Genomic DNA, 22,568 nt, shown 5'->3' with positions numbered 1-22,568 from the left:
CCTGACAGTAAGCCAAACACGCAGCGTTATGCCCGAAGGTCCGTCCATTGTAATATTAAAGGAAGCCCTGCAGCAATTTAAGGGGAAAAAGGTATTAAAGGCCGGTGGCAATACCCGGCTGGAGCTGCCGGCGCTGGAAGGGCAGGTAGTTACCGACTTTAAAAGCTGGGGAAAGCATTTTCTCATCTGCTTCCGCAAATTTACCATCCGGGTGCATTTTCTGCTGTTCGGCTCTTACCTTATCAGCGAAGAAAAGAAAACAACGCCCCGCCTTTTCTTACAATTTAAAAACGGCGTGCTAAACCTGTACGCCTGCTCCATACAGGTAATCACCGCGCCGCTGGATGAGGTGTATGACTGGAGCGCAGATGTGCTGAGCGATAAATGGGACGCCAAAACAGCAAAGAAAAAGCTGCTGGCCATGCCGGAGCAGCTGGTTTGCGATGCGTTGCTGAACCAGGATATTTTTGCAGGCTGCGGCAACATTATAAAAAATGAAGTGCTGTTTCGTATAAAGGTGCATCCTTTAAGCACCATAGGCGCACTGCCTGCCAGGCAGCTGAACCTGCTGATAAAGGAAGCGGTGCAGTACAGCTACGATTTCCTGGAATGGAAAAAAGCCTTTGTATTACGAAAGCACTGGCTGGCACATACGAAAAAAACATGCCCGCGCTGCCATATACCCATTGTAAAGGCATACCTGGGCAAAACCAACCGCCGTACTTTTTTTTGCAACAACTGCCAGGTGTTGTACGAAACAAATAAACCTGCCCCGGCAGGTGACTGATTTTTGTTACCTTCAGCATTTTCAAACCAATTGATATGGCAGAAATACACATCCGGCTTAATGAGAAGGCGCACGGCGCTTTTTACATAGCCGAAGCAGGCAAACAGCTGGGCGAAATGGTGATAGGCATTGCCGGTAAAACCCTTACCGCGTATCATACAGAGATATTGCCGGAAGAGGAGGGCAAAGGTTACGGCAAACAGCTGCTGAATGCAATGGTGGCCTATGCCCGGGAACACCGGCTGCAGGTAGTGCCGTTATGCCCTTACGTGTATGCGCAGTTTAAACGCCATCCCGAAAGCTATGCTGACATATGGCAGCCGGATGTGGCGGCGGAATAATTGTATCTTGTATAAAAATATACAGCTTTGCCAAAGATCATAGCTACAGCAGAAGCGGTTAACACCGGCGCTGCTTATTCCACCGATATTACCATACACCAGCACCACCTGCTGGCCGATGAGCTGCCGGAAGCCGGCGGCACCGATGCCGGCCCTGCGCCCGGCGATTACCTGTGCAGCGCCCTGGCCTCCTGTAAAACAATTACCCTGCGCATGTACGCACAGCGCAAACAATGGAAGGTAGATGCCATTAAAGTAAAGGTAGACCTGGTAAAGGGCGATCAGCTGCCCTCCGGCAACAACACCTTTTTTTGCGAGATAACATTAACCGGTGAGCTGGACGATACGCAGCGCGCCCGCATGCTGGAAATAGCCAAAGCCTGCCCCATACACCGGCTCCTGGGCAAGCCCAGCGAAATTGTTACCATTATGGATGGGTTGTAGCAATAATAATGAAATTACTTTGCCGCCTAACTAATTTTCCCTACCTTCACACGTGTGAAATACCAGCAGCACTATACAGGCATTGGTTCGCTATTTGTTGAGATCTGCAAACGCAGGCGTAACAGGAAAAATGAAATGCTCTCTGCCGTGAATGTTTATGAAGGGCAGGACTTCCTGATGTACCGCCTAAAGCTGCAGGACGGGCAAACCATGTCGGAGCTGGCAGATAAAATATGCATACAGCAAGCCACCATGTCTACCATGATACGGCGTATGGAAGCCAATGGCCTGGTAAAAAAAGTAACGGACCCGGACGATAAAAGAACTTCCCGCATTTACTTAACAGCGAAAGGCAGGGCTACACTGGAGCTTTCCGGCAAAATAGGGCTGGAGCTGGATGAGCAAACCGTAAAAGGCTTGTCCGCCACAGAAAGGAAAACCCTGGACAGCCTGCTGCAAAAAGTGCTGAAAAACCTGGAATGACTTTTTTTTGATAAAATACATAGTCGGCTATATAATTTATTGAACCTATAAACAAAGCATATGAAAATAGCAATTATATCCAGCAGCATCCGGCAGGGGAGGCGATCCCATGGCGTTGCGCTGGCACTGGAAAATAAAATACAGGCGCTGTCTGCCCATGAAGCGTTTATTATAGACCTGGCCGATGCAGGCACATTGCCGGCCAACATCGGCAGCCGCCTGGCAACGGCAGCCGCCCTGTTGTTTGTGTCGCCGGAATACCACGGCGGCTATGCCGCTGCGTTGAAAAGGGCCACAGAGGAGGCCGACAAAAGAGTATTCATCAACAAGCCCATTGGCGCCGTAAGCGTAAGCGCCGGTCAGCTGGGCGGTATACGCGCAGCCCTGCAAATGCAGCAGCTTATATTGGCCCTGCATGGCTTTCCGCTGCCCACCATGCTCCTGGTGCCCGTAGTGCAGGAGAAGATTGACTTGCAGGGCGCTTTTATAAACCCCGCATTTGAGGAAACAACCACGCAGTACGTACAAAAATTCCTGTGGCTGGCAGAAGCCATTGATCAAAAGAAACAGGATATGAAAGCTGCCAGCTGAACATAACAGCCGCCCTGTTAAATAGCGGGCTTGCAGCAACCGCAGAATTTTAGCTAACTTATTACCAAATTCCACGGTATGCTAAAACCCTTTTGCCTGTTCCTTTGTATAAGCCTGGCCGTTGGCTGCAAGGAAAATCCTGCGCCGGTAGCACAACATCACCTGGCGCGTATAGATAGCATGTCGGCCATTCCCCAGCCTTTGCAGATTATTGACTGGCATGCCATGGCGCGGCGTTTCGACAGCACGGTGTATGACTTTCACGCTACCGGCCCGTACTGGCCGCTGGTGTGGTGGGACAGTACCGCGCATAACTTTCCGCAGCCGGTAGTGGGGCTGTACACCGCGTTGGGCGATGAGCGGCAGGGCAAGCATAACAAAGGCATGTTCCATGAAGCGCTGGCCGCTATGGGCGCCACATTAGGCGCTACCTTAGTGGGCATTGATAAAAGTAAAGGACTGAACTATGCGGGCATGCTCAAAAATTATTTCAACCGCGAAACCGGCTGGAATATTATGATGAACAACACCTGCCCGGAAGTAGCGCTGCTGGGCGGCGGCTATGGGCGCGACTGGTGGTACGACGTATATCCCAACCTGTTATTTTACGCTATTTACGACCGTTACCCGCGGCAGCCGGATTTTGATACGCTGGCCCGCCGCATCGCGGAAAAATTCCGGCAGGCCGATGCCGTGCTGGGGAGCAATTATGATCATTCTTTTTTCGATTACGCCCACCTGCAGCCACGGGAAAATAACATTTGTAAACAGCCGGCTGCAGCTGCAGGCCATGCCTATGTATTATATGCCGCGTATAAAAAATTTGGCGACATCCGCTACCTGCGCGGCGCTGTGCATGCATTGCAAACCCTGGAAAAGCAGCATAGCAATACCTTTTATGAAATATTCATGCCCTTTGCCGCTTACATGGCTGCCCGGCTGAATGCGGAACAGGGCCGGCATTTTAACGTACAGCGGTTCCTGGAATGGACCTTTAACGGCACTGCGCAATGCCGCACCGGATGGGGGGTACTGGTGGGCAACTGGAACGGTATTGACATTTCCGGCATTGTAGGCAGCACGCAGGACAGGGGCGGCTATGGCTTTTTAATGAACACCTTTGATGCCGCCTGGCCGCTGGTGCCTTTGGTGCGTTACGATGCTTCCTATGCAAACGCTATCGGCAAGTGGATGCTGCATGCTGCCAATGCAGCGCGTTTCTTTTATACGCAGTATATGCCGGACGATCATGAAACCATACCAGGGCAGGCTGCCGTTACCAAAGGAGTGATCGGTTATGAAGGCATCATACACTCGCCTTCTTACCCGCAGTATGCGCATTTAAAGGCGCCGGTAGCGCAGGGCGACGGCCCCTTGTGGGCGCCGGGCAACCCGGATGTATCACAGTTCAGCGTGTACGGCAGCGGGCATGTGGGCATTTTCGGCAGCATTATCCGCAGCACCACCGTGCCGGGCATTTTGCAGCTGAACCTGCTGGCGACCGACTTTTTCAGGGATGCGGCTTATCCCACTTTCCTGTACTATAATCCCTACCCGCACGCAAAAACCATACAGGTAGCCACCGGCAGCAAACCGGTGCGTTTATACAATACCGTTACCCACCGTTTCATAACATCAGCAATACAGGGCAGCTACGCGCTTACTTTGCCGCCGGGCGCTGCAGCCGTGCTGGTAAGCACCCCGGCAGGCGGCAAGGTGGTAAAATCGCCACACCGGTTGTGGGTGAACGGGGTAGTGGTGGATTATCAGCGGCAATAGCAATAAAGCGTATGATGGTCAGGCCGTTTGCAGCCTGAACAAAGGCATGTGCTGCGCCAGATATTGCATGAGGGCCCTGTAGTAAGCTTCATAGCCGTTGGGCACTTCGCCCAGGAACAGGAAAGGCTCTATCAGCTCCAGCTCCATCAGGGTAAATACCCCGTTAATGGCCACGCCGTCAACCCGGGCATACAGGCAGCCTTTGGCAAAGCGCTGTACAAAGGCAGTAGCGCTTTGCAGGAACAGCGGATCGGGGGCCACGCTATGCGTGGTGCCGCCATACATGGCCTGCACGCGGAAATCGCCGGAGCGCGGGCGTTTCATAACGCAATGGCTGAAATGGCCGTTGAAGAAAATAAAAGACCACTCGCCGGTGGTTTCAATTTCCTGCACAAAAGGCTGTACAATAAAAGCTTCTTTTTGCAGCAGGTTATTAAGCAGGGCTTCTACCTCCTGCACATTGCCCGGTGTAACGGTATATGTGTCCCGGGCGCCTCCGCTGATGCATGGCTTTACGATCAGCTGCCCGGTGTTGAATGTCTGGAAAAACGGAGTGAGCCGCGCGGGCGCTCCGTTTTCTATGATGGCGGAAGGAATAACGCTATAACCAGCGTTCAGCATTTCTTTCAGGTAATGTTTATCGCTATTCCATTTTATAATTTCCTGCGGGTTTAACATGGGTATGCCCATTGCTTCCATACGTTGCAGCCATTGGTAAAACTGCTCAATTTTTTCATGGTAATCCCAGGGCGATTTTATCAGCAGCAGATCGTAGCTGTCCCAATGTACAGCCGCATCTGTCCATACCACCCGTTCCAGCGGCAGCCCTTTGCCTGTAAGGTATTTCAGCAGCAGGCCCTCTTCATCCTCCAGTGTGTCTATAAGATATTTTTCCTGGGCTTCATAACATACATATGCAATTTTCATGGCGGTATTGTTTGTAATGCAAAACAAAAGTAGTTGTATATTGGTATTGGAAAAAGAGCCATTTTGAGAATTTTAACAGGGCCATTATGAGCAAAACATCCCCGCAGATATTCATGCCGTTCATTCGCCTGAACCGGCAGCATACAGCGCCGCTGTATTCACAGCTGTATGAGCAGGTAAAGCAGGCCATTTTTAACGGTCACCTGAAAGCAGGGGAGCGGATGCCCGCTACCCGTACGCTGGCGCAGGAGCTGTTGGTATCGCGCAACAGCGTATTCCAGGCGTATGAACAGCTGATGCTCGAAGGCTTCCTGGAAGGTAAAAAAGGCGATGGCACATATGTGATGCAGCTCGATAATGTGCAGCGTGCGCCCGCAACTGCACACGCGCCGCAAAAAAAGCGAACGGCGCTGGCAGATACCGTGCAATATAAAGACGCATCACTGAGCGACGCCATTTTACTGGGCGACAGCTCCCTGGAACCACCCCTGCCTTTTCAAAGCTGCGTAATGGACATGCAGCATTTTCCTATAAAAGTATGGGCCCGCATTGCCGCCGGTATTTACCGCAACCTGCACCGGATGTACCTGGGCTACCTGGACACGCAGGGTTATTTACCCCTGCGGCAGGCCCTGGCCGATTACCTGCGTGTAAACCGCTCCATTGTATGCTCGCCGGACCAGGTGCTGATTGTGAACGGCTCCCGGCAGGCCATTAACCTGGCTGCCCAGCTGCTGCTGAAAAAAGGCGACCAATGCTGGATGGAGGACCCCGGCTACCGCTCCGCCAGGGCAGCGCTTACCAGGTGGGGCGGCGCCGTGTGCCCGGTACCGTTAACCGGCTATGGACTGGATATTGACTACGGCATACAACACTACCCCGATGCCAGGCTGGCGTATGTTACGCCCTCTCACCAATATCCCATAGGCGGCACGCTGCCGCTGAATGAACGTTTAAAGCTGCTGCAATGGGCCGCCAAACACCAGATGTGGATCCTGGAAGATGATTATGACAGTGAGTTCCGTTACAACGGCCGCCCGGTGCCTGCTTTAAAAGGGCTGGATGATAAGGGGCACGTGATCTACATCGGTACATTCAGCAAAGTGCTGTTTCCCGCGTTGCGTATCGGCTACATGGTGCTGCCTGCCGCGGAAATGGCCCGGCAGTTTAAAAAGCTGAAGTCTACCATAGACCGGCAAAGCCCTGTGATAGACCAGGCTATTGTAGCGCAGTTCATGCAGGAAGGCCACTTTGCAAGGCACCTGCGGAAAATGCGCGCCCTGTACAGGAAACAGCAGGATGAGCTGCTGCAGCTGCTCGAAAAACATGTAAGCAAATACATTAACATAGCGCCGTCAGACACCGGTATTCACCTGATTGGCTGGCTAAAGCAGTCCTGCAATATGGATCTGCTATTGCAGAAGGCAGCGGCAGCCGGCATTATTGTACAGCCGGTAAGTGACTATACCATCCGTTTTAAGCAGCCGCAAGGCCTGCTGCTGGGCTTTACCGGCTTCCGGAAAACGGAAATCGAAGAGGCGGTGCTAAAACTGAAACGCGTACTGGCAGGCATGTAATTGCTTTTCATTTCTTGGATTTTTCTTACTTTTAAAATCATGCAACAAACATCTCCCATCACTACTTTATTCCTGGATATTGGCGGCGTATTATTAAGCAATGGCTGGGACCGTGCTGCCCGCAAAGAGGCTGCCGCTAACTTTTCGCTGGACCTGCCGGAGCTGGAAGAACGCCATCACCTTACCTTTGACACTTATGAAGAAGGGAAGCTGACGCTGGATGAATACCTGGACCGTATTGTGTTTTATGAAGACCGCTCTTTTTCACGGCAGCAGTTCAAAGATTTCATGTACAGCCGTACAGAGCCCTACCCGGAGATGATTGACCTGATATGCCAGATAAAGGCAACATACGGGTTAAAGATTGCTATTGTGAATAATGAGGGCCGCGAGCTGAATGAATACCGCATCCGCACCTTTGGGCTGAATAAGTTTATTGACTTCTTTATTTCTTCCTGCTTTGTGCATTTCCGTAAGCCGGATGCTGATATTTTCCGCATAGCCCTGGACATTGCGCTGGTAAAACCGGATGAAGTAATTTATATTGAAGACCGCCCCATGTTCGTATCTGTGGCAGATGGGCTGGGCATTAACGGCCTGCTGCACGAGAGCTACGCATCTACCCGGGAAAAGCTGGCCAAATGGGGCTTTACCCTGCCAAATGGAAAATGACACACCTGTATAAGCAATCATTGCTCATCATCTGCGCGGCCCTGTGGCTGCTGCCTGCACAGGCACAAAGCAAAGCGCCCCGGTTTTGTGTGCTGGCGCTGGCCGAAAACGGCGGGCACCATATTGCCTATTCAAAAGCCGCCCGTATATGGCTGAACCAACTGGCGGCCGACAGCAGCTTTGCCATAGATTATATTCAGAACACCGACAGCTTAGATGCACATTACCTGGAAAAATACCAGCTGTTCATACAGCTGGATTATCCGCCCTACGCCTGGAAACCCCGGGCCGTGCAGGCATTTGAAAAATACATTAACACAGGGCAGGGCGGCTGGATAGGTTTCCACCATGCAACCTTACTTGGCGAGTTTGACGGTTACCCCATGTGGCAATGGTTTCACGGGTTTATGGGCGGCATCCGCTTTGTAAATTATATACCTGGTTTTGCAGATGGTACAGTAAAGGTAGAGGATGCACAGCACCCGGTTATGAAAGGGCTGCCTGCCAACTTCACGATTGAAAAGGAAGAGTGGTACACTTATGACAAAAGCCCCCGGCCCAATGTGCACGTAATTGCCAGCGTGGATGAGAGCAGCTACGTACCGGCGTCTGATAAAAAAATGGGCGACCATCCTGTTATCTGGACCAACCCGCATTACAAAGCCCGCAATATTTACATTTTCATGGGGCACTCGCCGGCGTTATTTAACAATACCGCTTACACAACTATTTTCCGCAACGCCATCTTTTGGGCCGCCGGAAGAATGTAAAAGTAAGGCACAGGTGTGCAAAAAAACCGGGGCAAACCACCCCGGTTTTTTTGCACCTATGCCATTGCGCAACTGTAATATTTACAGCGGCTGGTAAATAAATTCGTGGATGATCAGCTCCACCTCCTGTCCGTTGGAAGGCGGCAGGTGTTTGTACAGCCACAGGTTCATGTGCACCGGTAAAGCAAGCGTGCTAACCGGGAAACCTGCAGGCGTGGTCCATGGGAAAAAAGAGTTGTTGTTGTCTTCCACATGGCCATGGAAGCCCCTGAAAGAAACAGATGTGCTGGTACGGTAAAATTTGTACATGCTGTAAGTGCCGTTCAGCGCCAGCTCAAATTCATGATGGGCATTGCTGTCAGGGTCGCCGGTAGCAGGGTACACGGTGTAGTTGTAGTTGGGCCAGGCATTGTTGCCCCAGCGTGCAAACTCAATGTCAACCTCATGATGGCCGTCGTCGCCTGCTTTATAGTTGAATAAGCCGAATACAATGTTTTTGTCCAGCTGGTCAACCCGGCCTTCAATTTTCCAGATGTAGGAGCCGTAACCGAAGCTTTGCTGCGATATAACTTCAGCGCAATACCAGCGCCCGGTAGCGGCATCTTTACGGATCTTCATATGCAGGTAGCCGTTGGCGTCTACCCAAACGTTGTTAGTGCTGTTGCTCCAGTAGTTGTCATCCGGGCCGCTGGTGCCGCTTTCATTGCGTACGGTCCAGTTAATGCTGCTAAAGCGGATGGTTCTTTCTGCCGCAGCGTTTATGGGTGTTGCTTTTTTAGCGCCGGTTGCTGTACCGGGTTTTTCGATGCTCATATCATTGTGTTTGCTACAACTTGCCAGTGTTGCCAGGGTGATGGCGAGGATAATGGCCTTTTGCATAGGATTGCGTTTTAAAATAAGAAAATGGTTAACGTAAATTGTTCAATAGCTAAACGGGCATAGGTGCAGCAGCAAAGTATTCCATTTCTCCAACAAATAAAAGCACACCGGTAATTTTCCTCAATCAGTGCATTTTTATCTACACCTTTACCGGTATAAACAGCAGCAGATACCTGCATGCGTATATTTTTAATCAGGCATTGGTTTTGAATTCGTAATGACCTGTATGTACCCATCCAACACAGCGAGAAAGGCAGGTATTTTAATGCACATCACTTCATTACCCGGCCCCTTTGGCATTGGCGATATTGGCCCCGCCGCAAGGGATTTTGCAAACCAGCTGCATAACAGCGCACAGCAGGTTTGGCAGCTGTTGCCGTTAAGTCCTGCATCGGGCGGCGCCGGTTACTCGCCTTACAGCGCATCATCTGCAATGGCAGGCAACATTATGTTAATAAGCCCCGAGCTGCTGGCAGCAGATGGTTTGTTGGATCCGCGCACTTTACCGCAGTTTTATTTGCCCGCCGCTGCTACTGTAGATTTTGAAAATGCATATGCGAACAAAACCCGGTTGTTAGAGCAGGCTTATCAACAATTTTCCAGGGGAAGATCGCGGGAAATGGACAAAGCTTACCGTACATTTTGCAGGGACCAGGCATATTGGCTGAATGATTTTGCCCGCTACCAGGCCCTCACCGTTTTACATGACGGCCGCCCCTGGTACGAGTGGAAAGAAGAGCATACCAATGCCGGGGCAGATGATGCTGCATTGCTTGCACAGCAGGAAAAGGAAAAGTGCTGGCAGTTCCTGTTTGACCGGCAGTGGCACGATCTGAAAGCTTATTGTAATGCACGGGATATACAGCTGTTAGGCGATCTGCCTTTTTACGTGAGCTATAACTCCGCTGATGTATGGGCCCACCGCGATTTGTTTATGCTGGATGAGAAAGGCAATATGCAGTGCGTGGCCGGTGTGCCGCCCGATTATTTTAACGGGAACGGGCAGCTGTGGAACATGCCCGTGTATAACTGGGCGCGGCTGAAAAAGCAGCGCTACAGCTGGTGGGTGCATCGTTTACGCCGCAACCTGCAATGGTATAATACTTTACGGCTCGATCATTTCCGTGCATTTTCCAGCTACTGGGAAGTGCCTGCCGGCGCAGCTACCGCGGTAGAGGGAGCATGGCGGCAAGGCCCCGGCCCCAGCCTGTTTCAGCGGTTGCAGGCGGCCTTTCCCGACCTGCCGTTTGTAGCAGAAGACCTGGGAGATATTGATGATGCGGTGGTGCAGCTGCGTAACCAGTTTCAATTGCCGGGCATGAAGGTGCTGCAGTTTGCTTTTGGAGAAGATATGCCCGTATCTCCGCACATACCGCACCACCATGCAGCAAATTTCATAGTATACACCGGTACTCATGATAACAACACCAGCCGCGGGTGGTTCCGGCACGATGCAGCGCCGGAGGATATTGACCGGCTGGCCCAATACACGGGGCAACCGGTGACGGAAGAGGAAATAGCACGGGTGCTGGGCCGCATGGCTTATGCCTCTGTAGCACATACCGCTATATTACCTATGCAGGATGTACTGGGGCTGGATGAAAAGGCGCGCATGAATACGCCTGCAGCAGCCGGGCAGCACTGGAACTGGCGTATGCTGGCCGGCCAGTTTACAGCGGCTATGGCCGTACGTTTGGAAGAATGGACACTTGTTTATAACAGAAAGCGGAGTAATGAAAACAATGGCAATTTACAGGCAGCCGGGCGCACAGCTATCGCCCAGGGGTGAGTGCAGCTTTCGCGTATGGGCGCCGCTTAAACATAAGGTAACCTTATTGCTGCCGGAGCATAACAAGATGCATGATATGCGGCAGGATGCAGATGGATATTGGGAAGTAAACGTGCCTGGCATAAAACCCGGTACACTGTATTATTATGTGCTGGATGATAATGGCCGCCGGCCCGATCCCGCATCGCGGTGGCAGCCCGAAGGCGTGCACGGGCCCTCTGCAGTAACAGATCCGTACAGCTTTACCTTTACTGACAACCAGTGGAAAGGAATGGCCCTGGAAAACATGATCATATATGAGTTGCACACCGGCACGTTCACGCCGGAAGGCACGTTTGAGGCCATTACCGGCCGCCTGCCCGCCCTGCAGAACCTGGGCATAACCGCCATTGAGATAATGCCCGCCGCCCAGTTTTCCGGTACGCGCAACTGGGGGTACGATGGCGTATATCCCTTTGCGTTACAAAACACCTACGGCGGCATCGACGATCTTAAAAAGCTGGTAAATACCGCCCATCAAATGGGTATGGCCGTTATACTGGATGTAGTGTACAACCACCAGGGGCCGGAAGGCAATTACTTCAAATACTTTGGCCCGTACTTTACAGACAGGTATAAAACGCCCTGGGGGTCTGCTATTAATTTTGACGATGCCTGGAGCGACGCGGTACGCAATTTTTATATTGCCAATGCGCTTATGTGGCTGGATGATTTTCATATAGACGGGCTGCGGCTGGATGCTGTACATGCCTATTGGGACAGCAGCGCCATGCATTTTGTGCAGGAGCTTACCACCGCGGTAAAAGAGCTGGAGCACCGCACCGGCAAAAAGAAAGTGGTGATTGGTGAAATTGATATGAATAACCCCCGTTACATTATGCCGGCAGCTAACGGCGGCTATGGCCTGGACGCGCAGTGGATAGATGAGTTTCACCATGCGCTGCACAGCTACCTGACCGGTGAAACCAACGGCTATTATGAAGATTTTGGCAAGCTGGAGCTGCTGGCCAAATCGTATAGAGATGCGTATGTGTACACCGGCGAGTACTCGCAGCACCGCAAGCGCAAATTTGGCCTGCCGCCGGAACACCGCCCTTACAGCCAGTTTGTGGCGTTTATACAAAACCACGACCAGGTAGGCAACCGCATGCTGGGCGAGCGTTTAAGCACCCTGGTGCCTTTTGAGGCGTTGAAGCTTTCAGCCGCCGCGCTGCTGCTGTCGCCTTTTGTACCGTTGCTGTTCATGGGAGAGGAGTACGGCGAAAAGCATCCCTTCCTGTACTTTGCGGCGTACGAAAACCAGGCGCTGGTAACAGCAGTACGCGAAGGCCGCAAAAATGAGTTTGCCGCATTTCATACAGGCGGTGAAGCGCCTGACCCCATGTCGCCGGACACTTTTACTGCTTCCAAATTGAGCTGGGACACAGAAAGCCCCGGGAATGCCGCCCTGCTTGGCTGTTACCGTTACCTGATAAAGCTGAGGAAGGAGCGGCCCGCCCTGCAGTGCCATGACCGTAACGGCACCCGGGTACATCCGGTGATCAATGAGCGCCTGCTGATCATAGAGCGGGAATACGACGACCAGGACCGGCTAATGATAATCCTGAATTTCGGAAAGGAAGCCGCCGCCTATCATCCTGCCATTACACACACCCTGTATAAAATATTCGACTCCGCCCACCTGCACTGGGGAGGGCCTGGCGCTATTGCGCAGGATGAAGTACAGGCCGGCGGCGAAATTACCATACAGCCCTTATCTGCTATTGTTTATGAAATGAAACGTCCGGGATAAAATTTTCATTATAACACGGATGAATGAAAATCTTATCACGGTAAGTTCCATATGGCTGCTGAGAAAATAAAAAATTAACAGATGAATTGATGTGTTATGAAGAACGATGTATTTACGCCTGTGTCTACTTACCGTTTGCAGTTCAACGGCGAGTTCACGTTCAAGCACCTTGAAGCGCAGATAGATTATCTGCATGACCTGGGCATTACCACCATTTACGCATCACCCATTTTTGAAGCAACACCCGGCAGCGTGCACGGGTATGATGTAACCAATCCCCATGCCATTAACCCCGCTATAGGCACCATTGAGCAGCTGCACAGCATACAGCGGCAGCTGCAGGCTAAAGGCATGAGCTGGATACAGGATATTGTGCCCAACCACATGGCGCTGCACCCAGCCAACAGCCGTTTGATGGATGTGATGGAAAGAGGCCCGGTTTCGCCCTTTTATAATTACTTTGATATTGACTGGGCGCACCCCGATGCGGCATTAACAGGCAGGCTGATGCTGCCTTTCCTGGGACAACCGCTGCAGGCCTGCCTGGAGGCGGGTGAAATAGTCCTGCTGTTTTCGCCCGAAGGCTGGCAGGTAAAGCATGGCGGGCTGGCATTTCCCTTATCCGCGCCCGCTTATGAGGTGCTGTTAAATGCGTTGCCGCAGGACGATACCGCTACGCAGGAGTGGCTGCAGGCCATGCAAAGAGGCATTGAAAAACCACATACCATAAAAGAGTGGCAGGAGCAGAAAGCAGCGTTGTTTGCACGTGCAGATGAAAAGCGCCTGCAGGAATTAACCGACCAGGTAAATAATGATAAAGCGCTGCTTGGCGGCCTGCTGGACCACCAGTACTATGTATTTACCTTTTGGCAGGATGCCGACCGCCGCATTAACTACCGCCGCTTTTTTACTATAAACGGGTTGATTTGCCTGCGCATGGAAGATGACGCGGTGTTTGATGAATACCACACTTTCCTGCATGAGCTATACCGGGAGGGGTTAATACAGGGCCTGCGCATTGATCATATTGACGGTTTGCAAAACCCCGCGGGGTATGTACGCCGGCTGCGCGAGCTGTTTGGCGCACGCTGCTACATTGTTGCAGAGAAAATACTGGCCGGCAATGAAACCATGCCGCGGGAGTGGCCGCTGCAGGGCAGCACCGGCTATGAGTTCCTGGGCGATGTAAGCCAGCTGCTTACTGACCAGCAGGGCTTTGAAAAAATAGCGCGCCATTACCGCAGCCAGTTCCCCGAACTGGCAAAGTATGACAAGCTGGTAGCGGCCAAGAAAAAGCTGATACTGGAAACACAGCTGCAGGGCGAATGGGACAACCTGGTGCGTTACTGCTATGACCTGGGAGTGGCCGGCAAACACGTAAAGGAGCAGGACTTAAAAGCTGCCCTGGGATTGTTAATGATACACCTGCCGGTATACCGCATTTATCCCGAGCAATGGCCGTTGAGCACGCGCAGCATATCGCTGCTGGAATACGCCATGGACGGCGCTTTGAGAAGCAATCCCGATCTTACCGATACACTGGAGCTGATACGCTCCTGCTGGCAGCTGGAGAAAAAAAGCGCCCAGGGCATACCCTTCCTGCAGCGCATGATGCAGTTTACCGGCCCGCTGACGGCCAAAGGCGTGGAAGACACCGCTTTTTATGTGTACAATGCGCTCATATCCCACAATGAGGTAGGGGATGCGCCGGAAGGCAGCAAATGCTCGCTGATACGTTTCCACGAACACGCCGGCAACCGCCAGCGTTATCATCCTTTATCACTGAACGCTACAGCCACGCATGATACCAAGCGGGGAGAGGATGGGCGCATCCGGCTGAACACACTAACGCTGTGCCCTAACCAGTGGATACAGCAGGTGCAGCACTGGCACCAGGTGAACAAGCCTTTTACCGGTGATGGCAAAACGCCTGCAATGCCGGATATGAACGATGAGTATTTCATTTACCAGTCTATACTCTCAGGTTTCCCGGCAGATGGGGTAATTACCGCAGATTTTAGGGAAAGATTGTCGGCCTATATCATTAAGGTATTGCGTGAGGCGAAGGTGCACAGCACATGGGCTGCTCCTAATGAGGAATATGAGCAGGCCTGCCTGCAGTTTATCGATAACCTGTTTGCAGCTGACCACCCGTTTGCAGACAGCATGGCTGCTTATTTTGAAAAGATCAATGAGCAGGCGCAGGTATATTCTCTTACGCAAACGCTGATCAAGATCACGGCGCCGGGCATACCGGATATATACCAGGGCTGCGAGCTGTGGGACCTGAGCTTTGTGGATCCCGATAACCGCCGCCCGGTAAATTATGCGCAGCGTGGGCAATGGCTGGCGCGCCTGCAGCAGCAGGAAAAGGCCGGCGCCGCACAGCTGCTGGCTTACCTGCACCAGCACCGCACAGCCGGTGCGGAAAAGCTGTATGTAACCTGGAAAGCTTTGCAGGCGCGGCGTGCGAATGCCGCTTTGTTTGCAAAAGGTGAATACCTGCCGGTGTACAACCATAACGATCATTCTGTAATAGCCTACGCACGCCGCGAACAGGATAAATGGTGCCTGGTGGTGGCGCCGCTGATAGCAGCGGCCCATGCGGGCCGGGAGGGAGAGCCGTTAACCATGCGCCTGCCGGATGGTGCGCCGGTAAAGTGGCAGCATGTATTTACGCAGGAAGCGGTTACGCTTCATAACGGGCAACTGCCGGCAGATATGCTGGAGAAATTTCCTGTGGCCTTTTTGTTAAGCGAATAAACAATGCCGGCAATTGCCGGCATCGTTTTATATCAAACATTCACAAAGCTAAGCTAATGTTGGCGGGCCTTTTCCTTGGCTTTCTTTCCTTCTTCATACACCAGTATCACAATGGAGCGGCCGCCTATCTGCATGGTGCTGTTGTATTTATACATCTGCCGCTTTTCCTTTACCTCCGGCTGGCCGGTGTCCAGCACTACATGCCACTGCTCCCCGTAAGAGGCAGGCGGCAGTGTAAAAGAAAGGGAGTCATGATGCGCGTTAAAGATGATGTAAAAGCTGTCGTCAACAACAGGTTCGCCTTTGGCATTGCGGCTGCCCAAACCCAGTCCGTTCAGGTACACGCCAAGGGACCGGGCAAAATCGGTGTCCCAGTTTTCATCCGTCATTTCTTTGCCTTCCGGCAGGAACCACGCAATATCCTTTACAGTAGAGGTATCTACCGGGTGCCCGCGAAACCAGCGCCGGCGGCAAAACGCAGGGTGCTTTAAACGGAAGTGGATAAGCTGTTGTGTAAAATGCAGCAACTCCTGGTCCAGCTGATCCCAGTGCAGCCAGCTGATCTCATTATCCTGGCAATAGGCGTTATTATTACCCTGCTGCGTGCGGCCTGCTTCATCACCTGCTACTATCATGGGCACACCCTGTGAAAGGAACAGCGTGGCAAGCAGGTTGCGTTTTTGCCGTTCGCGCAGCCCGTTTATGAGCGGGTCTTCGGTGGGGCCTTCTGCCCCGCAGTTCCATGAGCGGTTATGGCTATCGCCGTCCTGGTTATCTTCTCCGTTGGCTTCGTTGTGCTTATCGTTATATGATACCAGGTCTTGCAGGGTAAAGCCGTCGTGCGCAGTAATAAAATTAATGCTGGCGGTAGGGCGGCGGTATTCCTCCTTATACAGGTCGGCGCTGCCGGTAAAGCGCGATGCAAATTCAGCCAGCATGCTGTCGGCGCCCCGCCAGTAATCGCGTATGCAATCGCGGTACTTGCCGTTCCACTCGGCCCAGCCGGCGGGGAACTTGCCTACCTGGTAGCCGCCTTCGCCTATATCCCAGGGTTCTGCTATGAGCTTTGCCTGCGAAATAACAGGGTCCTGGTGAATAATGTCAAAGAAGGCGCTCAGCCGGTCTACCTCATGCAGCTCGCGCGCAAGGGTGGCTGCAAGGTCAAAGCGGAAACCATCTACATGCATTTCCAGCACCCAATAACGCAGGCTGTCCATGATCAGGCGTAATACGCTGGGCAGGCGGGCATTCAGTGTATTACCTGTGCCCGTGTAATCCATATAATAACGCTTATCATCCATAAGCCGGTAATAGGCATCATTGGAAATGCCCCGGAAGGAAAGCGTTGGCCCCAGGTGGTTGCCTTCTGCAGTATGGTTGTACACTACATCCAGTATTACCTCTATACCTGCTTTGTGCAGGGCTTTTACCATTTCCTTGAACTCGCGCACCTGCTCGCCGCAGCAGCCGCCGGCGGAGTAACGCACATCCGGCGCAAAAAAGCCGATGGTATTATAACCCCAGTAATTGGTAAGCCCTTTATCGGCAAGGTGCCGGTCTGTAACAAAATGGTGCACCGGCATCAGCTCTACCGCGGTAACGCCCAGGTCCTGCAGGTATTTAATAACAGCCGGGTGGCTCATGCCTTTATAGGTGCCGCGTTCATTTTCAGGAATATCAGGATGCAGCTTTGTAAAACCTTTCACATGCGTTTCATAGATCACGCTTTCGTTATAAGGTGTTTTAAGCGGCTTATCTCCTTCCCAGTCAAAATCTTCATCTACCACTACGCATTTCGGCAAATAGGGAGCACTGTCTGTGGTGCTAAAGCTGAGGTCCTCCTCAGGATGTCCCATTTCATAACCAAACAGGGAGTCGTGCCATTCTATAGTGCCTGTAAGGGCTTTGGCGTATGGGTCTATCAGCAGTTTGTTATGATTAAAGCGATGGCCGTCATGCGGTTCATACGGCCCTTCTATGCGGTAGCCGTATAATTGCCCCGGCTTAACATCGGGCAGGTATGCGTGCCATACATGATAGGAACGTTCTGTAAGTGATACACATTCTGTTTCCGATGCGCCTTTTGGTTCATTAAACAGGCACAAGTCAACCCGGGTGGCATTTTCGGCATAGATGGCAAAGTTCACACCTTGCCCATCCCAGGTAGCGCCTAAAGGGTAGGCTTGTCCGGGGTAAGTTGGTCTGCTCATAGTTGTTATTCATGATTTTGCTATACCTGTATCAATTATAATGCCTGTAAATTGCTCATGCAGAACAGTATAGCATGGCGCGCAGGGCCGTCAGCTAATGGCGGGTACAAGCTCATTGCAGCCGCCACCTGTGCACGTGCCAATGTGCAGGAGAAAAAATATTAACTTTAGCTATGGACACACCGGAAAAACTGCAACGGGTAGTAGAAGCGCGCATGAAGCTTAAAGCCCGCTTTGAAGAGAAAATGAAAGCTACGCCTTCTATGTCAGATGGCAAGCCCATGGGCAAAGGCGCCCCTAACCGCCATGGAATGCCGGTAATACCGGTAGGGCAAACCATTACAGGAAAATGGCCGGTGCTGGACCTGGGCACTCAGCCCTTTATACCGCTGGATAAATGGAAGCTAACGGTGGATGGTGAAGTAGCGCATCCTGTAGTGTTAAGCTGGGACGATTTTATGGCCCTGCCGCAAACCGACGATACATCCGACTTTCATTGCGTAACCACCTGGTCTAAGCTGGATATGGCGTGGAAAGGGGTACGGCTGCTGGATATTGCTGCGCTGGTGCAGCCTAAAGAAACCGCTACCCATATTATGTGCTATGGTTATGATGACTATACTACCAATGTAGCGCTGGAAGAAGCCCTGAAGCCTGATGTGCTGCTGGCGCATACGGTAAACGGCCATCCTTTGCCTAAAGAGCACGGCGGGCCCGTACGCATGATCACCCCACAGCTGTATGCCTGGAAAGGTTCCAAATGGATAAGCCGTATCGAATTCCTGGCCGGCAACCGTTTGGGTTTCTGGGAACAAAGAGGTTATTCAAATACAGCTTATCCGTGGCGTAACGACCGCTACAGCTGATCAGGTTTTTGCTCCCCGCCTTTACTGCCTTTGAACTGGGGCGGCAGGGTTCGCAGCTGCTCGCAAATGGCTCCTATAAGCTGTTCCCCTTTTGAAGTGTTGGCCTGAACGGCATCCTGTAAATGCACAGAGGCATCGTCGTGCTGTACAATGTCAAAACTTGCGGGCAAATCTCCGGTAAAGTGCTGGGGTGTTTTTACATGGTACACAATGTTGGATGATTGTAGCTCCATATCAACGTCTACCATATACTGCACGCCCTCCAGCTCAATAGTGATGGACCTGTTCATACTGCTGCTCCTTTGTGAAACCTATAGCAATGATCAGGCCATGGCCCTTAAAAAGCGGAACGGCTGCAGCTGCTGCAACCGTTCCGTAATATGTGTATGCAATATTGCTGATTAAACTACACAGCCTGGCCTGCAGTTTCAAGCGGCAGGTCCTGTGTTTGCAGCGCAGCCTGCTGCCGCAACTTTTCTTCCTCCTCATGCCGGTAGGCTGCCTTTACAATATTGGCGGTTTTATGATCGCCGGTATGGCTCCAGCCCGGGGGCATTATAATGTACAGCAGCTTGTTCTTTATGCCGGGTGCTTTGCGGATGTCTTTGAACAGGTAGTAGAACTCGCCGAAGTACACATCCAGCAGGTTATTCGGGTTCATTTCCCGGGTAATGCCGTACTCAATGGGTACAGCCTTTTCTTCATACTGGAAGGTACCGAACACTTTATCCCATATGTTAAGCAGGTTACAGAAATTAGTGTCCATATACAGCGGGTTGCGCGCATGATGCACGCGGTGCGCCGAAGGGGTAAGGATAATTTTGTTGAGGAAGCCCAGGCGGCCATCCGGCAGCAGGTTCTCACCTGCATGGATAAACGCTCCCCAGAACCCGTCTATAAACATAATAAAGAACAGCAGGGGCGGGTTAACGCCGGCCAGTATGCAAATGCTGGTGCGGATCACATCTGCGTAAGGCCCTTCCAGGAAAAAGTGCGCATGGCTTACAAACAGGTTCATGTTCTGCGGCGCATGATGCGTGGAATGCAGGCACCAGAATATTCTCACCTTATGCCCCAGGTAGTGGTAAATGAAATGGGAGAACTCCCAGATAATATAGCCGTATATAAGCCAGTACCAGGTGAACGAGGTTTTGAATATTGCAAACTTTTCAAACACGCCAATGCAGAATGCTATGGCGGCAATTGAAATAAAGCGGCCTATAAAACGGTTTAGCACAAAAATGAGAAAGGGCATTTTATAGTCATCTATCTTAAAGCGTTTATACACCAGGGCCCGGCCTGCTTCAATAAGCAGCAGGAAAGGGATCACCGGTGAAACGGCTGTTAACACGCCATTAAATGTAAGCAAAGTGCTGTAGTCGCCTGTTTGATACATTTTCAGCAGCTGTCCTATTCCCAGGAAGGAAATTAATTCGTGATACAAGGTTTGCAGTACTTCCATCGGTTAATTTTTTTTGTGTTTTCCGTTTCCCAGCCATAATAATGCGTCTACGATCAGCTGGTCTTGTTGCTTGTTGCCAAACGTATGAGATAATGTTCTGTTGGTTTTACCCTCATAGTCCATATCATTATGGCCCATATTTACGTATAACATTTTATAGCGTTTATTGGTCCACACAACAGGATAGTACCCGCTGTGCCATATTTCAGATTGTTTGGGCCCGGTGCCCAGCGGAAAGCTGCTGGCGTCAATAGACAACAGTATTTCTATATCCGGGTTTTTGCGCAGATCATTTTCCCAGCGGTACCATTCGTTGGGAGAAGCTTTTATAATACTATCCAGGTGGCGGGTAGCAGGGTGCCTGCGGTCCTCCACCTTTAAGAAGGCCGACGTAGGCCGCCAGGTATTGCTGCCATAAGAGCCGGCGCCCAGGAACTCATTATGATACCAGTTCCAGTTCTGCGGGTAGGCAGAGGGGGTAAGCGCAAACCCGGCGAAGTGAAAACCTATCCATCCGCCGCCACGTTCCATAAACCGTTTAAAAGCTTCGCGTTGCGCAGGCGCTTCGGGCCGCGTGTCCAGGAATACTACAACCTGGTAGTTGGCCAGGAAGCTGTCGTTTAAATTATCCCAGTTGTTGGTAGCGTCGTAAGTGAAATGATATTGTTTGGCAATGGCAGGAAACCATTTATTGGCTTCATGCACAAAGCTGATATGCGCCAGGTCTTCCTTACCGGTATAGAATGCAATTACTTTAAATTTTGATGGAGCGGCGTGGGCAATGGAAGTGGTATAACATAACAAGCATACTATAAAAGCAAAAAGGACCCGAGTGATTTTGCTGTGGAATTTCATGTTATAAATTTAGATTTTTTTGCCCGCTTATCCTATTAAAATGGTGATATATTCCCCGTTTTTTCAAAAATTGTACATATGGGGCATACATACGTAATCCTTTGTACGGTTGGGTTGTATGGGATTGGGAATTAGTGCGGCCGGTGCTTTTTCATCGCAGAACCAGCATTGTGGAATAGGATAAACTGGAAGTAAGTTTTGCCCTATGCGCCTGATGCGATGTTTACCACTGGTAACATTCTGCAGCCAGGTTTCAGTCGTATTTGTTACTTTAATTCCAATAAAAACAATGCACTATGAGATTCCCTGCCTGGAAAAAGCGTTCTGACCCCGCCAAGCCAAAGAAATCCAAAGTACGCGAGTGGCTGGATGCCGGCGTGTTTGCCATCATAGCAGCCACCGTGATCCGTACATTTATTTTTGAAGCATATTGTATTCCCTCCGGCTCCATGGAGCGGACATTGCTGGTAAATGATTACCTGTTTGTAAGTAAGATCAGCTACGGGCCGCGTATTCCTATGACACCGCTGGCCATACCCCTGGTGCATAACAAAATGCCTTTCACCAAATACATGCCCTCTTACAGCACCGCCGTGGAATGGAAATACCACCGGCTGCCGGGCTTTACACATATTAAGCGCAATGATATAGTAGTATTTAACCTGCCCGAAGGCGACACCGTGGCGCTGGAAGTGGAGGAAAGCCGTAATTATTATGACCTGGTGCGCAGGCTGGGCCGGGATGAGGTATGGAAGCGCTATCATATACTGGCGCGCCCTGTTGACAAACGGGAAAATATTATTAAACGCTGCGTAGCCATACCAGGCGATACATTGCTGATCACTAACGGTATCGTATATGTGAATAATGAAAAGGCGTTCATATCGCCCCATAGTGAAATGCCTTATTGGGTACAAACAGAGGGTGAGGAGCTGAATGCCGGCCGCATGCAAGATATGGGCCTTATAGACCCGCCGGTGCCCGGCGATACGGCCGGCCGCTACCAGTACAATCTTACCCCCGGTGACGCAGCTACCCTGAAAACTTTCCGCGTGGTTAAAAGCATTGTGCAGGATATAGATACCAGCCATAACAGGGATGCATCCGTTTTTCCGCATGATACCGCTTATTATCACTGGAACCAGGATAATTTTGGACCGCTGGTTATACCAAAAAAGGGGCAGACTGTTGATCTTAACCCCAGTACCATTGCGCTGTACCGCCGCATCATAGCGGTGTATGAAGGTAACCTGCTGGAGGAAAAGGATGGTAAGTACTACATTAATAACCAACCCGCAGCTACTTATACCTTTAAAATGGATTACTACTGGATGATGGGCGATAACCGCCACAATTCACTGGACAGCCGCTTCTGGGGCTTTGTGCCGGAAGACCATGTAGTAGGCAAGGCGTGGATCACGTGGCTGAGCTATGACAAAGAAGGCCCGCGCTGGAGCCGGTTTTTTAGAACCATAAAGTAAGAATGTAGAATTTTATAAGAATGTAGAATTTTAAATGTAAAATATAAAATGTAAAAGTTAATGCAGCGTACAGTTGCATTAACTTTTACATTTTACATTC

At 51.2% G+C, this 22,568-nt stretch carries 20 protein-coding genes; 14 read left to right on the top strand and 6 right to left on the bottom strand.

Features of this window, described 5'->3' with window-relative positions:
- From VFS25_RS02395 to VFS25_RS02370, 6 genes are all read left to right on the top strand, one after another.
- Window positions 1–787, top strand: a 787-nt coding sequence (locus VFS25_RS02395) for a DNA-formamidopyrimidine glycosylase family protein (RefSeq protein WP_326460514.1), incomplete at its 5' end; no start/stop codon positions are given.
- Between the two features lie 35 nt (window positions 788–822).
- Window positions 823–1,128: a GNAT family N-acetyltransferase gene (locus VFS25_RS02390; protein WP_326460513.1), complete on the top strand. Its 306-nt coding sequence runs from the start codon at window positions 823–825 to the stop codon at window positions 1,126–1,128.
- 27 nt (window positions 1,129–1,155) lie between these two features.
- Window positions 1,156–1,572, top strand: coding sequence for an OsmC family protein (locus VFS25_RS02385; protein ID WP_326460512.1), 417 nt, complete (start codon window positions 1,156–1,158; stop codon window positions 1,570–1,572).
- 54 nt (window positions 1,573–1,626) lie between these two features.
- Entirely contained in the window at window positions 1,627–2,055 is a 429-nt protein-coding gene (locus tag VFS25_RS02380; RefSeq protein WP_326460511.1) for a MarR family winged helix-turn-helix transcriptional regulator, read from the top strand.
- Window positions 2,056–2,115: 60 nt separating this feature from the next.
- Complete coding sequence (locus tag VFS25_RS02375) at window positions 2,116–2,646, top strand: NADPH-dependent FMN reductase (RefSeq protein ID WP_326460510.1); 531 nt, start codon at window positions 2,116–2,118, stop codon at window positions 2,644–2,646.
- Window positions 2,647–2,724: 78 nt separating this feature from the next.
- A complete protein-coding gene (locus VFS25_RS02370; protein ID WP_326460509.1) occupies window positions 2,725–4,425 on the top strand; it encodes a hypothetical protein in 1,701 nt (566 codons plus the stop codon).
- Between the two features lie 18 nt (window positions 4,426–4,443).
- On the opposite strand, the gene VFS25_RS02365 is transcribed toward VFS25_RS02370, so the two are convergent.
- On the bottom strand, window positions 4,444–5,352 hold the full coding sequence (locus tag VFS25_RS02365) for a hypothetical protein (protein WP_326460508.1): 909 nt from the start codon (window positions 5,350–5,352) through the stop codon (window positions 4,444–4,446).
- An 86-nt stretch (window positions 5,353–5,438) separates the two neighbouring features.
- Between VFS25_RS02365 and VFS25_RS02360 the strand changes: the two genes are divergently transcribed.
- From VFS25_RS02360 to VFS25_RS02350, 3 genes are read left to right on the top strand one after another with little or no spacing between them, the layout of a single operon-like run.
- Complete coding sequence (locus VFS25_RS02360) at window positions 5,439–6,929, top strand: PLP-dependent aminotransferase family protein (protein ID WP_326460507.1); 1,491 nt, start codon at window positions 5,439–5,441, stop codon at window positions 6,927–6,929.
- A 39-nt stretch (window positions 6,930–6,968) separates the two neighbouring features.
- On the top strand, window positions 6,969–7,601 hold the full coding sequence (locus VFS25_RS02355; RefSeq protein ID WP_326460506.1) for an HAD family hydrolase: 633 nt from the start codon (window positions 6,969–6,971) through the stop codon (window positions 7,599–7,601).
- Window positions 7,571–8,371 carry a ThuA domain-containing protein gene (locus VFS25_RS02350; RefSeq protein WP_326460505.1) on the top strand — a complete coding sequence of 267 codons (801 nt, stop codon included), beginning with the start codon at window positions 7,571–7,573 and terminating at the stop codon, window positions 8,369–8,371. Before VFS25_RS02355 ends, VFS25_RS02350 begins: the two co-directional genes overlap by 31 nt.
- 81 nt (window positions 8,372–8,452) lie before the next feature.
- Here VFS25_RS02350 and VFS25_RS02345 read toward each other — a convergent pair whose 3' ends face one another.
- Window positions 8,453–9,250, bottom strand: a complete 798-nt coding sequence (locus tag VFS25_RS02345) for a glycoside hydrolase family 16 protein (RefSeq protein ID WP_326460504.1) — start codon at window positions 9,248–9,250, stop codon at window positions 8,453–8,455.
- A 226-nt stretch (window positions 9,251–9,476) separates the two neighbouring features.
- On the opposite strand from VFS25_RS02345, the gene malQ reads away from it, so the two are divergent.
- From malQ to treY, 3 genes are all read left to right on the top strand, one after another.
- Window positions 9,477–11,039 carry a 4-alpha-glucanotransferase gene (malQ, locus tag VFS25_RS02340; RefSeq protein WP_326460503.1) on the top strand — a complete coding sequence of 521 codons (1,563 nt, stop codon included), beginning with the start codon at window positions 9,477–9,479 and terminating at the stop codon, window positions 11,037–11,039.
- Window positions 10,993–12,831: a malto-oligosyltrehalose trehalohydrolase gene (treZ, locus tag VFS25_RS02335; RefSeq protein ID WP_326460502.1), complete on the top strand. Its 1,839-nt coding sequence runs from the start codon at window positions 10,993–10,995 to the stop codon at window positions 12,829–12,831. The genes malQ and treZ overlap by 47 nt, the downstream gene beginning before the upstream one ends.
- Before the next feature lie 96 nt (window positions 12,832–12,927).
- Entirely contained in the window at window positions 12,928–15,594 is a 2,667-nt protein-coding gene (gene treY, locus VFS25_RS02330; RefSeq protein ID WP_326460501.1) for a malto-oligosyltrehalose synthase, read from the top strand.
- A gap of 53 nt (window positions 15,595–15,647) precedes the next feature.
- On the opposite strand, the gene glgX is transcribed toward treY, so the two are convergent.
- Window positions 15,648–17,804: a glycogen debranching protein GlgX gene (gene glgX / locus VFS25_RS02325; protein WP_326460500.1), complete on the bottom strand. Its 2,157-nt coding sequence runs from the start codon at window positions 17,802–17,804 to the stop codon at window positions 15,648–15,650.
- A gap of 173 nt (window positions 17,805–17,977) precedes the next feature.
- Between glgX and VFS25_RS02320 the strand changes: the two genes are divergently transcribed.
- Window positions 17,978–18,670, top strand: a complete 693-nt coding sequence (locus VFS25_RS02320; protein WP_326460499.1) for a sulfite oxidase-like oxidoreductase — start codon at window positions 17,978–17,980, stop codon at window positions 18,668–18,670.
- Here the strand turns inward: VFS25_RS02320 and VFS25_RS02315 are convergent.
- From VFS25_RS02315 to VFS25_RS02305, 3 genes are all read right to left on the bottom strand, one after another.
- The gene (locus tag VFS25_RS02315) at window positions 18,661–18,960 is read right to left on the bottom strand and encodes a hypothetical protein (RefSeq protein ID WP_326460498.1); all 300 of its coding nucleotides are present in this window, start codon (window positions 18,958–18,960) and stop codon (window positions 18,661–18,663) included. The two genes, VFS25_RS02320 and VFS25_RS02315, sit on opposite strands and share 10 nt — an antisense overlap.
- Before the next feature lie 116 nt (window positions 18,961–19,076).
- Window positions 19,077–20,132 carry a sterol desaturase family protein gene (locus VFS25_RS02310; protein WP_326460497.1) on the bottom strand — a complete coding sequence of 352 codons (1,056 nt, stop codon included), beginning with the start codon at window positions 20,130–20,132 and terminating at the stop codon, window positions 19,077–19,079.
- Window positions 20,133–20,135: 3 nt separating this feature from the next.
- Window positions 20,136–20,987: a ThuA domain-containing protein gene (locus VFS25_RS02305; protein WP_326460496.1), complete on the bottom strand. Its 852-nt coding sequence runs from the start codon at window positions 20,985–20,987 to the stop codon at window positions 20,136–20,138.
- A gap of 296 nt (window positions 20,988–21,283) precedes the next feature.
- On the opposite strand from VFS25_RS02305, the gene lepB reads away from it, so the two are divergent.
- Window positions 21,284–22,468, top strand: coding sequence for a signal peptidase I (lepB, locus tag VFS25_RS02300; protein WP_326460495.1), 1,185 nt, complete (start codon window positions 21,284–21,286; stop codon window positions 22,466–22,468).
- Window positions 22,469–22,568: the final 100 nt, after the last annotated feature.

This window comes from Chitinophaga sp. (genome assembly GCF_035761305.1).
Lineage (GTDB): Bacteria > Bacteroidota > Bacteroidia > Chitinophagales > Chitinophagaceae > Chitinophaga.
The sequence above is the reverse complement of the archived record's forward strand: the minus strand, read 5'-3'. Positions and strand labels throughout refer to the sequence as shown.